At 71.8% G+C, this 14919-nt stretch carries 16 protein-coding genes; 6 read left to right on the plus strand and 10 right to left on the minus strand.

The window, feature by feature from the left end; genetic code table 11:
* Window positions 1-46 precede the first annotated feature (46 nt).
* Together AB0D48_RS35875 and AB0D48_RS35880 are read right to left on the minus strand one after the other, a co-directional pair.
* Complete coding sequence (locus AB0D48_RS35875; protein ID WP_362407016.1) at window positions 47-202, minus strand: hypothetical protein; 156 nt, start codon at window positions 200-202, stop codon at window positions 47-49.
* Between the two features lie 29 nt (window positions 203-231).
* A complete protein-coding gene (locus AB0D48_RS35880; RefSeq protein WP_362407019.1) occupies window positions 232-675 on the minus strand; it encodes an STAS domain-containing protein in 444 nt (147 codons plus the stop codon).
* Between the two features lie 136 nt (window positions 676-811).
* Between AB0D48_RS35880 and AB0D48_RS35885 the strand changes: the two genes are divergently transcribed.
* Window positions 812-1432 carry a 2'-5' RNA ligase family protein gene (locus AB0D48_RS35885; protein ID WP_362407022.1) on the plus strand — a complete coding sequence of 207 codons (621 nt, stop codon included), beginning with the start codon at window positions 812-814 and terminating at the stop codon, window positions 1430-1432.
* A 45-nt stretch (window positions 1433-1477) separates the two neighbouring features.
* Here AB0D48_RS35885 and AB0D48_RS35890 read toward each other — a convergent pair whose 3' ends face one another.
* Window positions 1478-3031 carry a glutamate synthase subunit beta gene (locus AB0D48_RS35890; protein ID WP_362407025.1) on the minus strand — a complete coding sequence of 518 codons (1554 nt, stop codon included), beginning with the start codon at window positions 3029-3031 and terminating at the stop codon, window positions 1478-1480.
* Between the two features lie 767 nt (window positions 3032-3798).
* Window positions 3799-4461 carry a PadR family transcriptional regulator gene (locus AB0D48_RS35895; RefSeq protein ID WP_362407028.1) on the minus strand — a complete coding sequence of 221 codons (663 nt, stop codon included), beginning with the start codon at window positions 4459-4461 and terminating at the stop codon, window positions 3799-3801.
* A 60-nt stretch (window positions 4462-4521) separates the two neighbouring features.
* Here AB0D48_RS35895 and AB0D48_RS35900 point away from each other — a divergent pair, with 60 nt between their 5' ends.
* Window positions 4522-5376, plus strand: a complete 855-nt coding sequence (locus AB0D48_RS35900) for a class I SAM-dependent methyltransferase (RefSeq protein ID WP_362407059.1) — start codon at window positions 4522-4524, stop codon at window positions 5374-5376.
* Between the two features lie 103 nt (window positions 5377-5479).
* On the opposite strand, the gene AB0D48_RS35905 is transcribed toward AB0D48_RS35900, so the two are convergent.
* Window positions 5480-5896, minus strand: a complete 417-nt coding sequence (locus AB0D48_RS35905; RefSeq protein WP_362407031.1) for a VOC family protein — start codon at window positions 5894-5896, stop codon at window positions 5480-5482.
* A 10-nt stretch (window positions 5897-5906) separates the two neighbouring features.
* Window positions 5907-6326, minus strand: a complete 420-nt coding sequence (locus AB0D48_RS35910; RefSeq protein WP_362407034.1) for a helix-turn-helix transcriptional regulator — start codon at window positions 6324-6326, stop codon at window positions 5907-5909.
* Window positions 6327-6463: 137 nt separating this feature from the next.
* On the opposite strand from AB0D48_RS35910, the gene AB0D48_RS35915 reads away from it, so the two are divergent.
* A complete protein-coding gene (locus AB0D48_RS35915) occupies window positions 6464-8155 on the plus strand; it encodes a serine/threonine-protein kinase (RefSeq protein WP_362407037.1) in 1692 nt (563 codons plus the stop codon).
* Window positions 8156-8277: 122 nt separating this feature from the next.
* On the opposite strand, the gene AB0D48_RS35920 is transcribed toward AB0D48_RS35915, so the two are convergent.
* Both AB0D48_RS35920 and AB0D48_RS35925 read right to left on the minus strand, forming a co-directional pair.
* Window positions 8278-8769: a DM13 domain-containing protein gene (locus AB0D48_RS35920; RefSeq protein WP_362407062.1), complete on the minus strand. Its 492-nt coding sequence runs from the start codon at window positions 8767-8769 to the stop codon at window positions 8278-8280.
* Window positions 8770-9133: 364 nt separating this feature from the next.
* The gene (locus AB0D48_RS35925) at window positions 9134-9457 is read right to left on the minus strand and encodes a putative quinol monooxygenase (RefSeq protein ID WP_362407040.1); all 324 of its coding nucleotides are present in this window, start codon (window positions 9455-9457) and stop codon (window positions 9134-9136) included.
* Window positions 9458-9560: 103 nt separating this feature from the next.
* Between AB0D48_RS35925 and AB0D48_RS35930 the strand changes: the two genes are divergently transcribed.
* The gene (locus AB0D48_RS35930) at window positions 9561-10928 is read left to right on the plus strand and encodes a pyridoxal-dependent decarboxylase (protein WP_362407043.1); all 1368 of its coding nucleotides are present in this window, start codon (window positions 9561-9563) and stop codon (window positions 10926-10928) included.
* 61 nt (window positions 10929-10989) lie between these two features.
* On the opposite strand, the gene AB0D48_RS35935 is transcribed toward AB0D48_RS35930, so the two are convergent.
* Window positions 10990-11838 (minus strand): aldo/keto reductase, encoded by an 849-nt coding sequence (locus tag AB0D48_RS35935; RefSeq protein ID WP_362407046.1) that lies wholly within the window; start codon window positions 11836-11838, stop codon window positions 10990-10992.
* 279 nt (window positions 11839-12117) lie between these two features.
* On the opposite strand from AB0D48_RS35935, the gene AB0D48_RS35940 reads away from it, so the two are divergent.
* Entirely contained in the window at window positions 12118-13152 is a 1035-nt protein-coding gene (locus AB0D48_RS35940; protein WP_362407049.1) for a zinc-dependent alcohol dehydrogenase family protein, read from the plus strand.
* A gap of 81 nt (window positions 13153-13233) precedes the next feature.
* Here AB0D48_RS35940 and AB0D48_RS35945 read toward each other — a convergent pair whose 3' ends face one another.
* Window positions 13234-14151 carry a LysR substrate-binding domain-containing protein gene (locus AB0D48_RS35945; RefSeq protein ID WP_362407052.1) on the minus strand — a complete coding sequence of 306 codons (918 nt, stop codon included), beginning with the start codon at window positions 14149-14151 and terminating at the stop codon, window positions 13234-13236.
* A 72-nt stretch (window positions 14152-14223) separates the two neighbouring features.
* Here AB0D48_RS35945 and AB0D48_RS35950 point away from each other — a divergent pair.
* On the plus strand, window positions 14224-14919 hold a 696-nt coding region (locus AB0D48_RS35950; protein ID WP_362407056.1), incomplete at its 3' end, for a maleylpyruvate isomerase family mycothiol-dependent enzyme.

Consider the following 14919-nt stretch of genomic DNA (forward strand, 5'->3'; position numbering starts at 1 on the left):
GCGTCGAGCCGGCCCCTTCGTCAGGGCTGATGCATCAGCGCAGCCTTCACCCGGTGACGGTGTCGCCGGGCCGGCGGGCCACCATCCACGCGCCGTCCTCGCGGCGGTACACCTGGGTGGCCCGCAAGGTGTCGGTGCGCGGCAGGCCGTCGACGCGGGCGGAGGGGACGGGGCGCGACTCGCGGGAACGGTTCCGCTGCACGGACCTGCCGGCAGCGCCCGGCTCGTTCCTCAGTCGGGGGAGGAGCCGGCGTCGTCGGTCGGCACCCGGGCGGTCTGGCGGCTCGGGATGGTGACGGGCTGGATGGGGCCGAGGCCGTGGAGGTAGGGCCCGGTCCCGGTGAGCCGGATCAGGTGGTCGACCTGCCGGCCGGCACGGATGAGGAGGCGGCGCCCGGCGCGCAGGGCCTGGCGCCGGATCTGGACGAGGGCGCCGAGGCCCGCGCAGTCGCAGAAGGTGACCCCGGTGAGGTCCAGGGTCACCGGCCCGCGGTAGCTGGTCATCGCGGTGACCGCGACGTCACGCAGGTCGCGGGCGTCGTGGACGTCGATCTCGCCGCTGACGGTGATGGTCACGGAACCGTGGGCGCCGGGCGTGACGCACGCGCTCATGGGGGGGTGCTCGGCCCAGTCGAGGGGGTCGGCGTGCCGGGTGGGGTCTGGGTTGGGGAACATGGTTCCTCCTTGGCCAACCCACTGCTGGTCCGTCCTTCTATCCAGCATGGTCGGTACAGGCCCGCCCCGCGTCAAGCGCCGGCCCTGGGGATCCGGCCCCGGCGGCTCGCGGCGCGGTCCGGGGCATCATGGCCATGTGAACGTCTCCCCGACCGCCGGCGGCGGCGGAGCCGGTGTCCCCGCGTTCCTCCAGGTCGCCCCCACCCCTCGGACCGCTCTCGTGTGGCTCCCTCCGGAAGGACTGTGGCCTCCCGTCCAGAGCATCCGAGCCGAGCACGACCCCCAGATCCGCCGCTGGCCACCGCACGTGAACCTGGTCTTCGGCTTCGTCCCGGAGGCCGACTTCGCGGGGGCGGCTCCACTGCTGGCGACCGCGGCCACCGAGAGGGAATCCTTCGCCATCCGGCTCAGCGGAGTGCGCACGTTCCGCCACCGTGCGTACGCCACCGTGTGGCTGGACCCCGCCGCCGCAGGCCTGGCCCCGTGGACGGCGCTCCAGAGCACCCTGGCGGAACCGTTCCCCCTGTGCCGCAGCCGCTTCCCGCGCTTCACACCACACCTGTCGCTGGGGCGCACCCGTGTGCCGCGGCAACTGGCTCAGGAGTGCGACGCCCGCCTGGGAAGCATGTCGGCGCAGGTCACCGAGGTGGTGTTGCTCTCCCGTCGGGGCGACGGGCCCATGCAACGGCGTGTCGCGATCACTCTGGGCACCGGCGAACTGCACTGGTACCACGATTCCGACGCCTCACTGCTCTAGGTCGTCGAAGTAGCGCGGGCCTGGCGGCACTGGTGACGCCAGGGCCTACCGGTCCCCGTACCGCAGCCGTCCCAGCGCCGTCATGGGCCGGTCGTGGGCGGCGACGGGGGCCGGGAGGGAGGTGGACCCGGTCAGGTAGCGGTCCACCGAGGCGGCCGCCGCCCGGCCCTCGGCGATGGCCCACACCACCAGCGACTGGCCCCGGCCGGCGTCACCCGCGACGAACACTCCGCGCGCCCGCCCGCCGCCGGCCGTGAAGTCCGCGGCGCGTGCGAAGTTGCCGCGGTCGTCGAGGTCCAGCCCCAGCTGCTCGCGCAGTCCGCTCGCCCGCTCAGGGCCGGAGAAACCCAGGGCCAGCAGGACCAGTCCGGCCGGTAGTACGCGCCCGGTGCCGGTGAGCGGCTGGCGGGCGGTGGGCTCGACGGCGGTCAGGTGCAGCGCCCGTACCCGGCCGGAGGCGTCCCCCTCGAAGCGCAGGGTGGCGGAGGAGAACAGCCGGGGGTCGGTACCCTCGCGCCCGCGTGCCTCCTCGTGGGCGTGGGAGATCCGGTACACCTTCGGGTACACCGGCCAGGGCTCGCCGTCGGTCCGGTCGGCGCCGGGTTCCGGATTGATGTCGAGCTGGACCACGGAGAGCGCGCCCTGCCGCAGAGCCGTACCGAGGCAGTCCGAGGCCGTGTCGCCGCCTCCGACGATCACGACGTGCCGGCCCTCGGCGGTCACGGGAGGCACGGCGTAGTCGCCCTCACGCACCCGGTTGGCGAAGGTCAGGTAGTCCATGGCCTGGTGGATGCCGCGCAGCCCGCGCCCCGGGACCGGAAGCTCCCTGCGCTCCGCGGCGCCGACCGCGACGACGACCGCGTCGTACCGGCTCCGCAGCTCGGCCGCGTCGATCGCGCCGACCGGGCCGGCCGCATCGGCTGCGCGGAGCACGTCGGCCGCGCCGCCGACGTCCGCGCCCGTCACGAACGTGGTCCCCTCGGCCCGCATCTGCTCGATCCGGAGGTCCAGGTACGCCTTCTCCATCTTGAACTCGGGTATGCCGTAGCGCAGCAGGCCGCCGACCCGGTCGGCCCGTTCGTGGACGGCGACGACGTGTCCGGCCCGGGTCAGCTGTTGCGCCGCGGCCAGTCCGGCCGGTCCGGAGCCGATGACGGCCACGGTCCTGCCGCTGTGCCGCTCCGGCGGCCGCGGCACCATGTATCCCCGCCGCATGCCCTCGTCCGCGATCGCCTGCTCGACGTTCTTGATGGTCACCGGATCGGCGTTGATCGTCAGGACGCAGGCGTCCTCGCAGGGGGCCGGACAGAGCCGGCCGGTGACCTCGGGGAAGTTGTTGGTCGCGTGGAGCCGCTCGTACGCGGCGGGCCAGTCGCCGTGCGCCGCGTACGCGTTCCACTCCGGTATGAGGTTCCCCAGGGGGCAGCCGGTGTGGCAGAACGGGATGCCGCAGTCCATGCAGCGGTCGGCCTGCTCCGAGACGAGCGGCAGCAGTGCCTGCCCCGCGTAGACCTCGCGCCAGTCGCCGAGCCGCTCCTCCACGGGCCGGGCCGGCACGGGCTTGCGGGGGATCCTGAGGAAGCCGAACGGATCGGTCACGCGCCGCCTCCCTGGATCGGCACATACGGCATGCACCGTATGTGCTGCATGCGACGTTCTGACCAGATTACGCCGCCTGGGGCAAGCGGCCCCAGGGGACGGCGTCGGAGCAGGGGCGAGGCCGGCGCGGTCGCCGTCGCGGCCCTGATCATCTTGCCTCCGGCCCCGCCCCGCCCGACAATGCGCGTCGGCCGCCCCTCTTGCGCCCGGCGGGGCCTGCCGACGCGCGGGACGGCGCGCCAGGGCGTCTACAGCTCGAACTGGCTGAGATCGATGGCGGAGGCCATCGCCCGGGCGCCCGCGTCGTTGAGGTGAGGCCGTCGCCGCTGTTGAATTCGGGACGGATCCGGGTGTCGTCGTCCGGGTCCGCCACCGCTGCGGCGGTGTCGTTGACGGCGTCGTACACATCGGTGGTGAGGATCCACTCGTCGCCGCGGCGGCGTACGGCCTGGCCCTCCGGGGAGTCGTAGCCGTCGAAGACCGTTCCCGCGTACGGGCCGATGGTGCAGCCGATGACCTTGAGGCCCGCTGCGCGGATGCGGGTGGCGAGTGTGGTGAAGCCGGCGATGAGGGCTTCGGCGGTCGGCCGCGGGGCGGGCTCGGGGAAGGCCGCGAAGCCGGGCAGGCCCAGGTCGTTGAGGCCGAAGTGGACGAGGGCGTGGGTGAGGCCCGGGACGGTCGCTGATCACTGTGGAACCGAAACCGGCTGCCCAAGTTGTCGTCACGGCCGTCCCAACAGCGGCGCAGATGATCTTGTTCCCCGAGGGTCAGGCCGTCTCATCCCTCGATCGCGCGTCGACCGAGGATCCCCAGCTCGCCCGTCGAAGAGTCTCGGCCATCTCGGTGCGGTCGGGGGAGGCGTCCGCGGGATCGTCAGGCCACTGCCGGACGAGGGCGGTGGCCCATTCGGCCCAGGTGGCGACGAAGCGGTAGTAGTCGGTGAGGAAGCGGCCGACCAGCACGGTCTGAGCGGCCCGTTCCTGGAACGGGGCCCGGCCGGTGAGATGGGCGCGGGCGGTTTCCGCGTTCTCCTGATTGCGTTCCTCGGCCCAGGCCCGGGCCGCACGGAGGGTGGCCAGCGTGTCGGCGGTGGTGCCCGAGTCCGCGAAGAACACCTTCAACAGCTGTTCGTACTCCAGCACCGGTCCCGCGCCCGGTTCGTGGAGCCAGTCGGCCAGAGCGTGCCGACCCTGGGCGGTGATGGCGTACACGGTGCGCGGCCGGCGCCCGACCGCCTCGTTCGTCGCCCGGGCCAGGCCGTGGCGAACGAGCTTCTTCGGCTCCTCGTAGAGCTTGCTCTGCGCGCGGGGCCAGATGCGCCCCATGCTGCGGTCCATCTGGCGCGCCAGCTCGTACGTGCTCCACGGCCGGACCGAGAGCAGGCCGAGGATCGCGTAGGAAGTGGTGGTCAGCGCCGGATTCATTGACATCACCACCTATGGGGTGTAATCCGGTAAATAGTCCCTTTGGGAGTATAGGCGGTGGTGACCATGATCGGCGGCACTCTTCAGGTCGATCCCTCCAACGCCGAGCAGGCCCGTGCCTGGGACGGGGAGGAAGGCGCGTACTGGGCCCGGCACGCCGATCACTTCGACCGGGCGATGCGCGGCTATCGCGCGCCTTTCCTCACCGCGGCCGACATCTCCGCCGGCGACCAGGTGCTCGACATCGGCTGCGGCGCCGGCGAGACCACCCGCGACGCAGCCCGGCGTGCGAGCGGCGGCCGGGCCCTGGGCGTGGACCTGTCGGCTGCGATGCTGAGGGTGGCGCGGCAGCGGGCGGCAGTCGAAGGACTGCACAACGCCGGCTTCGTCCAGGCCGACGCCCAGGTCCATCCCTTCCCCGCCGCGGCGTTCGACGTGGCCGTCAGCCGCACGGGAACGATGTTCTTCGCCGACCCGGTCGCCGCGTTCCGCAACATCGGCGGCGCGCTGCGCCCCGGCGGACGCCTCGTACAACTGGTCTGGCAGCCGCCGGCGGGCAACGAGTGGTTCCTCTCGCTGACCCGGGCCCTGGCCGGACGTCCATTGCCCGAGCCGGCGCCCGGCGCCCCCGGGCCGTTCTCGCTCGCGGACCCCGAGCGGGCCCGGGCCGTCCTCGGCGCCGCCGGATTCACAGACGTCCGGTTCGCATCCCACAGCGAGCCGATGCGGTTCGGCGACGACGTCGGCGGCGCGCAGACGTTCGTGCTCGGGATGCTCGGCTGGATGCTCGACGGCCTCGATGACGAAGGCCGGCGGCGCGCCGCCGAGGATCTGAGAGCCACCCTCACCGCCCACGACACCGGCCACGGCGTTCTCTACGCCTCGGCGGCCTGGATCATCCGGGCGGCCACCCGTCCGTGACCACGCCGAATCCGCCGGAGGCGTCGTGGCCCGGGGGCAACGCCGTTTCAGGACGGCCGGCACGTCTTCGACGACGGGGCTGACCGGTTCGCCGGACCGGAGCTCACTGCTTGCGAGGCTGGGTGAAGCGCAGCATGTTGCCCGAGGGGTCGCGGAAGGCGCAGTCGCGGACGCCGTACGGCTGGTCCACCGGCTCCTGCAGCACCTCGCCGCCCGCCGCGCTGATGCGCTCGAAGGTGGCGTCGCAGTCTTCGGTCGCGAAGATGACGCCGCGCAGCAGGCCCTTCGCGAGCAGTTCCGCCATGGCCTGCTTGTCGGCGGGCGAGGCGTTCGGGTCCGCGAGGGGCGGTTCGAGGACGATGTTCACGTCGGGCTGCGACGGCGACCCGACGGTCACCCACCGCATCCCCTCGAAACCGACGTCGTTGCGCACCTCCAGACCGAGAACGTCCCGGTAGAAGGCGAGCGCCTTGTCGTGGTCGTCGACGGCGATGAAGCACTGTGAAAGCGTGATGTCCATGCCGTCCACGCTAGGGGCCGGGGGCGGGCTTCGCTTCTCCGTTCCTGACCGGTCGCGTGTGGATCTTGGCGATGCAGGCCGGGATGGCGGCGCCGTCGTCATGGCTGCGGGCCCGGTACGCGCTGGGGCTCTCGCCGACCAGCTCGGTGAACCGCGAGCTGAACGACCCCAGCGAGGTACAGCCGACCGCGAAGCAGACCTCCGTCACGCTCAGGTCCCCTCGCCGCAGCAGCGCCTTGGCCCGCTCGATCCGGCGCGTCATCAGGTAGCTGTACGGCGTCTCCCCGAAGGCGGCGCGGAAGCTGCGGGAGAAATGGCCCGGTGACATCAACGCGAAGCGCGCCAGCGCCGGAACGTCCAGCGGCTGCGCGTAGTCGCGGTCCATCAGGTCACGGGCCCGGCGCAGCCGGACGAGGTCCTCCAGATTCACCCCACCACCATCCCACAGTGCCGGGTGACGAGCTCTACCGCCGGGAGGGCGGCGGCAGACTTCGGTACGCTCTCACCGGCGATTGCGGCATGAGCACGGGCAGGGCCGCAACTTCCGTCGACAAGGGATGAATTGACATGAGCGGTGCACCGTCCACGGATCCCTTCCAGCCCCTGAGGAACGACGATCCCGCCGTCGTGGGCGGATACCGGTTGGCGGCGGTCCTGGGCGCGGGCGGCATGGGCAAGGTGTACCTGTCGTACACACCTGGCGGGCGGCCCGTCGCGCTCAAGGTGATCCGGCCCGAATTCAGCGAGGACCCCGAGTTCCGGCGCCGTTTCCGGCAGGAGGTGCACTCCGCCCAGCGGGTGCAGGGCCTCTTCGCGGCACCGGTCGTCGACTGTGACACCGACGGTCCGCAGCCCTGGCTCGCCACCGCGTACGTACCCGGGCCCTCGCTCGCCCAAGCGGTGTCGGCATACGGGCCGTTGCCGCTGCGCAGCGTGCTCCTGCTCACCGTCGGGGCCGCCGAGGCACTGAACGCCATCCACTGCGCGGGCATCGTGCACCGCGACCTGAAACCCGCCAACGTCCTGCTCGCCCCGGACGGCCCGCGCGTCATCGACTTCGGCATCGCCCGCGCCGCCGACACCACTGCCCTCACCGGTACCGGCGTCAGCGTGGGCACGCCGTCCTTCATGGCGCCCGAACAGGCAGCGGGCGGCGTCGTCACGCCCGCCACCGACGTCTTCGCCCTCGGTCAGATCGCGGTCTACGCCGCGATCGGGGCCCCCGCCTTCGGCGACGGCCCTTCCCACGCGGTGCTGTACCGGATCGTCCACGAGGATCCCGATCTCAGCCGCCTGCCCTCCGAGTTGCGGCCGCTGATTGCCCGGTGCCTCAGCCGTGACCCGGCCGAGCGGCCCTCCCCGCCCGAGATCATCGAGCTGTGCCACGGCCTCTCCTCCGACCCGCTGCGGCAGGGCGAGGACTGGCTGCCGCAGACGCTGGCAGGGTCGCTCACCGCGCGCCGCCAGCTCCCGGAACCCCTCCGCACGCCGCCTCCCGCCGTGCCGACGCCCACCGAGTACTCCCCGCCCACCCCGCCGCCCAGGGGTGTCGACCCGTACGCGCCGACCGGCTTCGGGCCGGCGATCGCGCCTTCCCGGGCCGCACCGGGCGGGCCGGGATCGGCGCCGACCTGGCCCGGTTACCCGCCGACGCCGCCGCCTCCCTCGCAGGGGCGGAAGGGCCGCGGCCTGATGATCGCCGGGGCGGTGGTGGCCGCGTTGGTCGGTCTGGTCGTCGTCGGCGCCCTCTTGCCGGACGACTCGGGCAAGGACGACTCCAGGTCACCCGCCGCCACCAGCTCCGGGGAAGGACCGGGCGGCAAGCGGCCGGACCCCGAGCCCGTCGAGTACAAGGGCATCGACGTGACCGAGGACCACTACGTGATGCTGGCCGACAGCCCGCCGCGTCCGACCGGCAAGGAGGGTGCCGCCTTCGGCAGCAAGGGTGACCTGTACTTCCAGCCGCGCGTGCTCAACGTGGTGGACAGCGACGAGATCAGCACGGGCAACGGCAAGCTGGTGCTCCTGAACAACGCGCAGCAGGGTTCGCTGCAGACCTGCCGCTCGGTCACCCGCTACAGCAAGTCGATCCGCCTCGACCAGCTCAGCGACGGCTCGCAGCTCTGTGTCCTGAGCGATGCAGGACACATCGCGGTGGCGACCTACCGCGGCAGGTCGGGGGCGAGCGATCCGAGCAAGTACATCACCGTCGACCTCACCGTGTGGCGCAACGCGGAGGAACCCCGGAAGGAGGGCTGAGCGCGTCGGGGATGTGGCTCCGTGCAGATCCGCATCGAAGCCTTCGACCTGCCGGGCCGCACCTGCCCCGCGGGCATACGGACCTGCCCCGCGGGCATACGGGCGCTGCGGGCCGGTTCACGTCAGGCCGGGGTCAGGGCCGCCGCGCCGAAGGAGACGTCGAAGCGGTCGCACCAGATGGTGACGCTGGTGTAGTCGGCCAGGTTCACGTCGGCGGGGATCTCGTAGTTCTGGTCGCCCTTGTTGCCCTTGAGCTTGCCGAGGCTCACGTACTTGCCGTCGTCGAAGACCCTCCAACCGGCCGTCCCCTCCTTCACCGGGGCATCGGTCAGCCACACCCGCAGGTCGGGACCGTTGCTGGTGTCGAGGTTCTCCAGGCGGAGAGTGCGGGAGCCGTCGGGGAGCCGGATCAGTTTCGCCGTTCCGGTGGTGGTGTGTTCGTGGCTGATCAGGGCGCCCTGGGCGAGGGCCTGCGGGCCGGACGGTGCCGACCCGGAGGTTCGCGGTGTCACGGTGGCGGTCGCAGCCGCGGTCGGCAAGGTCTCCTTGACCGTCTTGTCCTGCCACAGCTTCCACGGCTGGAACCAGTACAGCCCGGCGCTCAGCACCACCATCGCCGCGACCAGTGCCCCGGCCCGTACCCGTCGTCCGCGCCGCTTCGTCCGTGTCACTGCCGTTACCTCTTCCTCGCCCACTGGTCCGTGCCACCCGCATTCAACGCGGCAGGGGTCCGGCCCGCCATACCCGTCCCCGTGACGAAGTTCTTACGTCTCCGGTCGTCTCCGGTCCGGACGCGCGGGTCAGCGTTCCGAGAGCTCCAACGGGCCTCCTGGACCACCCAGCCGTTGCCGTCCGGGTCCTCGAAGGACATGAACGAACCTCAGGAAACGCCGGGGACACCGTCGCGCATGCAGAGGCCGCCGTACACGCCGAAACACCCCCTTCGGGATGCGGCGTCCGGCGAGGAGGGGGCAGCCGTCAGTCGACTTGCAGTTCGCCCATCCGGCTCCAGCCGGTCGCGCCCTCGATGGTGGTGCTGACGATGCCGGGGGTACGGGTGACGAGGGGGCGCATGGTCTCCAGGGCGGTACGGAAGTGCTCCGAGGTGACGTGCGCCTCCGCCGCGTCGTCCTGGAACGCCTCGACCAGGACGTAGGTGTCGGGCTCCTCCAGGCTGCGGGACCACTCGAACCACAGGTTGCCGGGCTCGGCCCGGGTGGCGCGGGTGAACTCCGCGACCTTCTCGGGCCACTGTTCGACGTATTCGGACTTGACCGCGAATTTCACCACAATGAAGATCATTCGAGCATTGTAGGGGCAGGGTGTCCCGCGGCCCCGTTCCCCCGGCCACGGGCTGCGCGACCGTGGCTTGCGCGGTGGCGGAGGCTGGCTCATAGTCCAAGGTATGGACGCGCGCGAGACGGCGCTCCGACAGGCGTACGGCCATGCCGTCCGCTGGCTGGCGAGTCTGTCCGACCGCCGGGTTCCCGCCCGCGCTTCGGTCGACGAGATCGTGCGTGAGCTCGGTGCCGAACTGCCCGCGGGGCCCAGCCCGCCCGCCGACGTCGTCGACCTGCTGGCCACGGCCTGTGAACCGGGGCTCACGGCGTTTCCCAGCGGCCGCTTCTACGGGTTCGTGGTCGGTGGCACCGAACCGGCCGCGCTGGCCGCCGATTGGCTGGTCAGCGCGTGGGACCAGAACTGTGTGATGCGCGCCGCCTCGCCCGCGTACGCGGCGGCGGAAGAGGTCGCCGGCGCGTGGTTGCTCGACCTGCTCGGCCTGCCGAGCGACAGCGGCGTCGGCTTCACCACAGGTGCCACGATGGCGAACTTCACCTGCCTCGCCGCCGGGCGCGACGCGGTGCTGCGGCGGGCCGGCTGGAACGTGGCCCGCGACGGACTGGTCGGCGGGCCGGCCGTACACGTCGTCGCAGGCGAGGACCGCCACATGGCCATCGACCTGGCGCTGCGCTACCTCGGGCTCGGCAGACCCGAATTGGTGCAGGCGGACGGTCAAGGACGCATCGAGCCCGGGGCCCTGCGGCACGCCCTCGCGGCCGGCGGGAGGGGACCCACGATCGTGATCCTCCAGGCCGGTGACATCCACTCCGGTGCCTTCGACCCCTTCGCCGAGACGATCCGCGCCGCTCGCGAGGCAGACGCATGGGTGCACATCGACGGCGCCTTCGGCCTGTGGGCGGCCGCCTCCCCGGCGTACGCCCACCTGACGGCGGGTTGCACGTACGCCGACTCCTGGGCGACGGACGCCCACAAGACCCTGAACGTCCCCTATGACTGCGGCCTCGCCATCGTGCGAGACCCGCTCGCGCTCCGGGCGGCGATGGGACTGCGCGGGGACTACCTCATCCAGCACGAACACGGCGACCCCGTCGACAAGGTCCCCGAGCTCTCCCGGCGCGGCAGGGCCTTCACCGTGTGGGCCGCACTCAGGTCCCTCGGCCGCTCGGGTGTGGCCGACCTCGTCGAGCGGCTGTGCCGGCACGCCTCCGCCTTCGCCACCGGCATCGCCGGGATCGACGGCGCGACCGTCCTCAACGACGTGGTGTTCACCCAGGTATGCGCCGAGTTCGGCAACGACGAACGCACGGACCGGGTACTCGCCCGGCTGCTCGACGACGGCACGGCGTGGATCAGCGGCTCCACCTGGCACGGCCGGCGCGTCATGCGGATCTCGGTGAGCAACTGGTCGACGACCGGCGACGACGTGACGCGCGCGCTCGACGCCATCCGGCGCGCGTCCCTCAGCGCATGACCTGACCTGATCGGACCTGACCAGACCTGAGAGGAGCGGAGCGGAGCCGTGCAGCGACGGGTCAGTCGTGGATGCGGGCATTGCCGATCTGGCTGACGGCGGCCGGGTCCCAGTGGGCGAAGAACTGCGAGCGTCCGGTGTCCAGGGCGGCGACGCGGGCCATCTGGTCGTCGGTGAGTTCGAAGTCGAAGACGTCGATGTTCTCCGCCATGCGGTCGGCGCGGACCGACTTGGGAATGACGACGACCTGCCGCTGGACGAGCCAGCGGAGCACGACCTGCGCCACGGTCTTGCCGTGCTGCGCGCCGATCTCGCCGAGTACCGGGTGGGAGAAGAGGTTGTTCTTGCCTTCGGCGAACGGCCCCCAGGATTCGATCTGGACGCCGCGCTCGCGCATCAACTCCTGGTCGGTGGTGCGCTGGAAGAAGGGGTGGGTCTCGATCTGGTTGACCGAGGGCGTGATCTCGTTGTGGTCGCTGAGGTCGATGAGCCGGTCGGGGTAGAAGTTGGAGACGCCGATCGCTTTGGCGCGACCCTCGCGGTTCAGGTTCTCCATGGCGCGCCAGGACCCGTAGACGTCGCCGAAGGGCTGGTGGATCAGGTACAGGTCGAGGTAGTCGAGCCCGAGGTTGCGCAGCGAGGTGTCGAAGGCGCGGTGGGTGTTCTCCTCGCCCGTGTCCTGGACCCAGACCTTGGTGGTGACGAACAGTTCTTCGCGGGGGATCCCGCTGTTCTTGATGGCGCGCCCGACGGCCTGCTCGTTCCCGTACGCGGCGGCGGTGTCCAGGAGCCGGTACCCGGCTGCCAGGGCGTCGGTGACGGCCTGCTCGGTCCGGCCCGGCGGAATCTGGTAGACGCCGAAGCCGAGGATCGGCATCTGGACGCCGTTGTTCAGCGTGACGGTATGCATGGAGTCTCCTTCGCTGCGGTTCGCGAGGTCGGTGCAGCAGCTCGACGACGGGCCGGACGGTGCGGCGGCGCGCAGGAAGTGCGCGAGCCCGCTGCCGCTGGTGCGCCGGCCTGGAGCCACAGGCCCAGTTTTGCAGCCGTGGGGGCTACGCGTCGGGAGCGTGGGGGACCTGTCACTCCCCGGCCACCCGCCGCCCGCCACCCGCCGCCCGCGCGAACCGACCCGGTCCCCGGCCCCGGCTTCCTGAAAACCATCCGGTCGAAAGGCAAGATCCTTCCCATGCGAGCAACCCTGATCTACGGTGCCGGTGACATCCGTGTCGAGAACGTGCCCGACCCGCGCGTCCAGCAGCCCACCGACGCGGTCGTCCGCGTCCTGCGCTCCTGCATCTGCGGCAGCGACCTGTGGCCCTACGGCTCCAAGCCGGCCGAGGAGCACGGAGAGCGCATCGGCCACGAGTTCCTCGGCGTCGTCGAGGACACCGGCCCCGAGGTGACCGGTCTGAGGCGCGGCGACGTCGTCGTGGCGCCGTTCGTGTGGGCCGACAACACCTGCGACTTCTGCCGCGAGGGCCTGCACACCTCCTGCCGCCACGGCGGCTACTGGGGCGCGGACGACGTCGACGGCGGCCAGGGCGAGGCCGTACGCGTCCCGCAGGCCACCGGCACCCTCGTCAAGCTCCCGGTCGGCGAGGACTCCGCCCTGCTGCCCTCCCTGCTGACGCTCTCCGACGTCTTCCCCACCGGCCACCACTGCGCCGTCACCGCCGGCGTCGACGAGCGCACCACCGTCACCGTCGTCGGCGACGGCGCGGTCGGCCTGTGCGCCGTGCTGGCCGCCAAGCGCCTCGGCGCGGAGCGGATCATCCTGATGGGCCGCCACAAGGACCGCACCGATCTGGGCCGCGTCTTCGGTGCCACCGACGTGGTCGCCGAACGTGGCGACGAGGGCATCGAAAAGGTACGCGAACTCACCGGGGGTGACGGCACCCACACCGTGCTGGAGTGCGTAGGCCTGGAACCGGCCCTCGACACCGCCTTCGGCGTCGTACGCGCCGGCGGCACCGTCTCCCGGGTCGGCGCCCCCCAGTACGAGACGGTGAAGATGGGCTTCCCGCTGTTCATGCGCAACATCACCCTCACCGGCGGTGTCGCCCCCGCCCGCGCGTACATCGAGGAACTGCTGCCCGACATCCTGGACGGCAGCGTCCAGCCCGGTCGCGTCTTCGACCGCACCCTGGCCCTGGATCAGGTCGCCGCCGGCTACCGGGCCATGGCCGACCGCGAGGCCCTGAAGGTCGCCATCCGGCCCTGAAACCCGTTACCGGCCGGGTCCCGCCTCGAATCAGGCTGACCCGCCGCCCCCGACCGCGGTTCGGCTCAGCCGGTCAGCCGGTCAGCCGGTCCCTGGCATGGCGAGAGCAGCCCGCAGCAGGGCCAGGAAGGCCGTGGCCGCGGGGCTGGACGGGCCGTCCGTACGCCAGGCCAGCGCTACCCGGCCGCGTAGCCGGGGGTGGGTGATCTCCAGCGTGCGCAACCCGAGGGCTGACGCCTCGTCGGCCTGGAGGGCCGGGACCACCGCCACGCCGAGACCGCGGGCGGCGAGCTGTGCAAGGAACAGCGGTGCGGCCGCTTCGAAGGCGATACGGGGCTGGAACCCGGCCTGCGCGCAGGCGCGGTCGAGTACCCCGCGGATGCCTGTGCCGCGGGGCAGGCTGATCAGCGGGCGATCGCGGAGCTCGGCCAGCGGAACGCTCACGCGGCCCGGGTGGGTGAGGACGGGGTCGTCCGTGGCGGCGGCGGCGACGAGAGGTTCGTCGATCACGACCTGGAGGGAGATGCCCGGTGGGGGTTCGTCGTAGGCGAGTCCGATCACGGCGATGTCGAGTTCGCCGCGATGCAGTGCGGCGAGCATCCGCTCGGACGTGTCCTCGGTCAGGGCGATCTCGACCTGGGGGTGGTCACGGTGGAAGCCGGCCAGGACGGAAGCCAGGTCGAACGCGTGGGCGGCGGCGCCGGAGAGGAAGCCGATCGTGACCTGGCCGCGGAGCAGCCCGGTGAACTCGTCCACGGTGTGCCGTACCGCTTCGACCGCGGCGAGCGCGGCCCGCGCGTACGGCAGTACGGCCTCACCCGCCTCCGTCAGGGTCACCGACCGGCCGGAGCGGTCCAACAGCGGCTGGCCGAGCTCCTTTTCGAGCTGCCGCACCTGGGCGCTCACCCCGGGCTGCGCCAGGTGCAGGCGAGCGGCGGCCCGGGTGAAGTTGGCTTCCTCCGCCACCGTGACGAAGTACCGCAGCTGCCTAATGTCCATAACCGGTGATGCTAGCTGCGAGACATGCAAACTCTTGGACTTATGGCACGGGTTGCCGAGATCCTTGGGGCCATGGGGAAGACGACGTACAGGAAATCCGAGGCGGACATCAGAGCGGCGATCGCGGCCGAGCGCCGGGAACTGGCTGCAGTGCTGGACGGCTTGTCGGCGCAGGACTGGGATGCTCCGACCCTTTGCGTGGGGTGGCGTGTGCGGGACGTCGCGGCGCACATGACGATGGGGTTCCGGTACCCGGTCTCCAAGATGGTGTGGGAGCTCGTCCGCGCGCGGGGCAGCCTCCACCGGATGACCGATCGATGCGCCCGTAAGGACTCGGCCGGCCATGCGACGCGCGAACTCGCCGCATTCCTCCGTGACAACGCGGATCACCCCTGGAAGCCGCCTGTCGGCGGGTTCGAGACGGCCTTGGGCCACGATGTGATCCACGGGCTGGACATCACGGTCGCCCTGGGGCTCGGCCGCCGGGTTCCCGAGGACCGCTTGCGCATCCTCTTGGAGAGCACCGACGCCAGGACCGCGAAGTTCTTCGGAGCCGACCTGGGCGGCGTCGAACTCCGTGCCACCGACCTCGACTGGACCTTCGGCACCGGCCGGCCCCTGTCCGGCGCCGCCCAGGACCTCCTGCTGCTCGCATACGGCCGACGGCTCCCGCCGGGGCGCCTCCACGGCGAGGCGTCCGCCGTGAAGGCCTCCAGCGTGCGCAGGTACGGGGCGTGTACGACCGCCATCGAGAAGTCGGCGTCCGCC

The organism is Streptomyces sp. NPDC048269 (assembly GCF_040652395.1).
Lineage (GTDB): Bacteria > Actinomycetota > Actinomycetes > Streptomycetales > Streptomycetaceae > Streptomyces.